Origin of the sequence: Intestinibacter sp. (assembly GCF_051866655.1) — a bacterium.
In the GTDB taxonomy this organism is placed as follows: Bacteria; Bacillota; Clostridia; order Peptostreptococcales; family Peptostreptococcaceae; genus Intestinibacter.
This window is the reverse complement of record NZ_JBJDXL010000316.1, coordinates 1-3,610: the sequence shown is the minus strand read 5'-3', so window position 1 is coordinate 3,610 and position 3,610 is coordinate 1. Positions and strand designations below refer to the sequence as shown.

The window sequence follows — 3,610 nt, the reverse complement described above, 5'->3', positions numbered from 1 at the left end:
CCTATTAACAGTACAAGTCCTACAACCCCGAATACATTTTTTATCAAAATAGATGAAGACAGTAGTATATCGACCGAGTCCGATATAAAATTCCCTATAACTGGAATAAAACTTCCAACTGCAAACTTAGCGCTTTTAACTGTGAATTTATCAAAAGAGGTTACATATAAGCCCTGTATCGATACAAGTCCTAAGTAGACTGTAAATACAAGTCCTACAATAACTACATTTGCTTTTTTAAGTAGCGCTGCAAATTTTTTTAATTTTATATTTTCAGATAAGTTGTCTACTACTAAAACACAAAATCCTAAGGTTATCAGCGTGAAAATTACCTTTTTAAAAATTATATTTATTAAAGATATTCCACCTATAAATACTGGTGACATTGTGCTAGATGTTACGACTAAGCCACCTATAGCTATAAGCGACAACAAAATAGGTGCTAATATATTTACAATCCCTATTATGCTGTCGACTGTATTATATGAAATTTCTAAAACATCCTTAAAATTGATTAAAACTAGAGTTACCATAGTTATAAATATTATGTAATTTACTACCTTTGTTACATCTCCTGATGAAAAAGAATTTTCAAGACTTTTTAAAATCGAAGATAATAATGCTAGAACTATTATCATGATAATTATCTTTAGACTTGTACTTAATTGTGCTAAAATTGAATTTTTTAAGTTTTCTATATTTATTAAATCAGAGATTTTTGCATCCCCTTTTATTAGATCCTTTACGAATACTTTTAAATCTAAATCCTTAAAAATATCGTCCTCTTTTATGTACTCTTCAAGCTCATTTATATTTATTTTATTTAATTGACTGTCTATATAGTTTTCTGCCATTTCTTCGGATACCTCGTACTCTTGTGAGCTTAAATCCTCTTGATTTTGATTTGCAAAACATATGCCAGTTATGCAGATTACAAAAAATAAAGCTAATAAAATTGTTTTTAATTTATTTTTCATAATTTTTCTCCTAAGGTATAATCCCAATTATCACATCTATTATTGATAAAAGTATTGGAAAAGACATACTCATAATTATTATCTTTCCGCCAAATTCCAATTTAGAGGCTATATTATTTTCACCGCAATCCTTGCAAAGAGATACTGCAAACTCCATTATATAAGCTATTCCTATTAATTTTATAATTAGAGATATGTACATAGAAGGTATATTCGCTCTCTCTGCCAAGCTATTTATCTCCTCTACTATAAAATTCAACTTTAAAACAACTGATAGAAGTATCACTACACCTGCAGTTATAGCTACGAAATTAGCGATTTCTGGTCTATCCTTTTTTAAAACTAAACAGAGTACAGTCGATATTATGGCAATTCCAATTATTTGCATTATCTCCAAAATACCACCTCCATTTTATATATTTTAACTTGATAATATTATCTATCAATACAATCTAAACATAGTTCTAACTGTATTAAATAGTTCACTTATCTCTCCTATTACAAGGCCCAAAACAATTATAACTCCGGCTAATGTAGTAAGAGTCGCCCAGTCACTTCTATCTACCTTATTCAAAATCATATTTAAAACAGATATCAAAACACCAACACCTGCTACTTTAAATATTAAAGTTATATCCATCGTACCATCTCCTAAATTAAAATTATACCTATACATATACCACTAAATAATATCAATTTCTTGTATAGATTTCCCTTATTTTTTATATCGTCCTTGCTTTCTGTTGTTATTTTTTTTAGGTTTTCAACTGTTAAATCTATAAGTCTTTCTTGAGAAATTACTTCGCTTTTTCCTAGAGATAAAATAAGCTTTTTTAATTCTTCAATTTCATTTTTCTTCAAATATGTATCTCTATATAAAATTTCTATGCTGTCCTCTAAAATATCTTCTATTCTCTTTCCGTCTTCTTTTAAAAGCGAATCTGCAAACGTTGAAAAAAATTTTTTAAAATCATATTCCTCTTTCAAGGATATATTTCTAAAAATCTCTTCTAAAGTATACATTCCAAACGATAAATCCATTCTCATTATTTCTAAAATTCTAATTAAATCGTTTAATTGTCTATGCCTTCTCACATATCTTTTAGATATTTCCTCTCCAAATAAATAGCTACACCCTATCAACATTCCAACTAAAAATATTTTAATCTGCAAAATACCATCTCTTTTCTTGTAAATCGTAAATTTTTTCTACAGTACCTGGACCTTTTCTAGAAGATAATATTACAACCTTTTTGAATAGATCTCCTTCTAGTAGATTTTTAAGTTCTCTTCTGTTTTTTACATCCTCTATAGAATCTCCATGTACTGTTGTTATTAAACCTACACCGCCATTTAAAGCTGTATATAACGCCTTTATTTCCTTTTCATCTCCGATTTCATCTGTAACTATTACATCTGGCGACATCGACCTCAAAACCATCATTATTCCTAAATCCTTAGGGCAGGTTTCTAAAATATCTGTTCTAATTCCTACATCTAACTGAGCAACTCCGAGGTATGATCCTCCTATTTCATTTCTCTCGTCTATTAAAGCTACTTTTACGCCGTTAAACCCATAGGTCTTGTTCCCGGTACTAATATTTCTAACTATATCTCTTAAAATCGTTGTTTTACCACACTGTGGCGGTGAAATAATTATAGTGTTGTTTATCTGATTTTTATTTTTTATCACATGTGGAAGTACTTTTTTTGAACATCCTTTAATTTCCCTAGATATCCTTATATTAAGTGAAGAAATATGTTTAATATTTTTTACTTGTCCATTTTCTATTATCGCCTTGCCCACTATTCCTATCCTGTGACCTCCCCTTAGCGTTATAAAACCCTTTTTAATGTCATCTATAAAGGAATGTACAGAATACCTACATATAAGCTGAAATGTCTCTTCTATATCCTCTTTTGAAACTATATATGGATTTTTTATATTTAAATTTAAACAATTATTTATATTATCGTAAAAATAATCCTTACCATCTCCATTTATTATCATGGGTTTATTTATTCTAAGCCTTATCTCTTCAACATTTACAGAGCTGTCTTTTATATTATTTATTTTTTTTCTAAGATTAATTGAAAGTGAATTTATAATTTCATCAGAAAGTTTCATGAATACATCCTCCTTACTTGTTTATAAATATATATTTATTTAATCGAAAAATTATTACTCTTATATTCTCTTAAATCTGCATAAAAAAATCTCTCCTGTATTTAAGAGAGATTTTTGAATGAATCGTATATTCTTTTTTTATTTAAATTTTGTCCTATTACAACTACGCTTGTTTCAGATGTATTTGTAATCTTTTCTGTGTGAACTTCTCCATCTACATAATCGAACTTTAAATATCCGCCTTTAGTAGCATTTATTATGCCCTTTGCTCTGACTATCAATCCATATTTTGAAAAATTTATAAATTCACTAAGTAAATTGTATATCTGTTCTTCTGAATAAACTCTATCTACATTAAATGTATAACTAGATAAATCTAGATTATTTTCAATTGCTGTATGATTATCAGAATTTTTATGTTTTATTTTTTTATAAATAATATCATTTATATTAAATTCATCTAATCTATTATCTATTATCAGAGCTCTAGAATTTAATGATTTTA

At 27.8% G+C, this 3,610-nt stretch carries 6 protein-coding genes; all 6 read right to left on the bottom strand.

Annotated elements, in window-relative coordinates:
• The coding region (locus ACI3VO_RS09405; RefSeq protein ID WP_439757669.1) for a stage III sporulation protein AE at positions 1-977 on the bottom strand (977 nt) is incomplete at its 3' end.
• Positions 978-987: 10 nt separating this feature from the next.
• On the bottom strand, positions 988-1,365 hold the full coding sequence (gene spoIIIAD, locus ACI3VO_RS09400; RefSeq protein ID WP_439757670.1) for a stage III sporulation protein AD: 378 nt from the start codon (positions 1,363-1,365) through the stop codon (positions 988-990).
• Positions 1,366-1,419: 54 nt separating this feature from the next.
• Positions 1,420-1,617, bottom strand: a complete 198-nt coding sequence (gene spoIIIAC / locus ACI3VO_RS09395; RefSeq protein WP_439757668.1) for a stage III sporulation protein AC — start codon at positions 1,615-1,617, stop codon at positions 1,420-1,422.
• 11 nt (positions 1,618-1,628) lie between these two features.
• A complete protein-coding gene (locus tag ACI3VO_RS09390; protein ID WP_439757667.1) occupies positions 1,629-2,150 on the bottom strand; it encodes a stage III sporulation protein AB in 522 nt (173 codons plus the stop codon).
• Positions 2,140-3,105, bottom strand: coding sequence for a stage III sporulation protein AA (spoIIIAA, locus tag ACI3VO_RS09385; protein ID WP_439757666.1), 966 nt, complete (start codon positions 3,103-3,105; stop codon positions 2,140-2,142). The genes ACI3VO_RS09390 and spoIIIAA overlap by 11 nt, the downstream gene beginning before the upstream one ends.
• A 101-nt stretch (positions 3,106-3,206) precedes the next feature.
• On the bottom strand, positions 3,207-3,610 hold a 404-nt coding region (locus ACI3VO_RS09380; RefSeq protein WP_439757665.1), incomplete at its 5' end, for a GTP-binding protein.

Bases quoted from the DNA above. Each gene is read 5' to 3' on its own strand.
- spoIIIAD (WP_439757670.1), bottom strand. From the start codon at position 1,365: ATGCAAATAATTGGAATTGCCATAATATCGACTGTACTCTGTTTAGTT.
- spoIIIAC (WP_439757668.1), bottom strand. From the start codon at position 1,617: ATGGATATAACTTTAATATTTAAAGTAGCAGGTGTTGGTGTTTTGATA.
- spoIIIAA (WP_439757666.1), bottom strand. From the start codon at position 3,105: ATGAAACTTTCTGATGAAATTATAAATTCACTTTCAATTAATCTTAGA.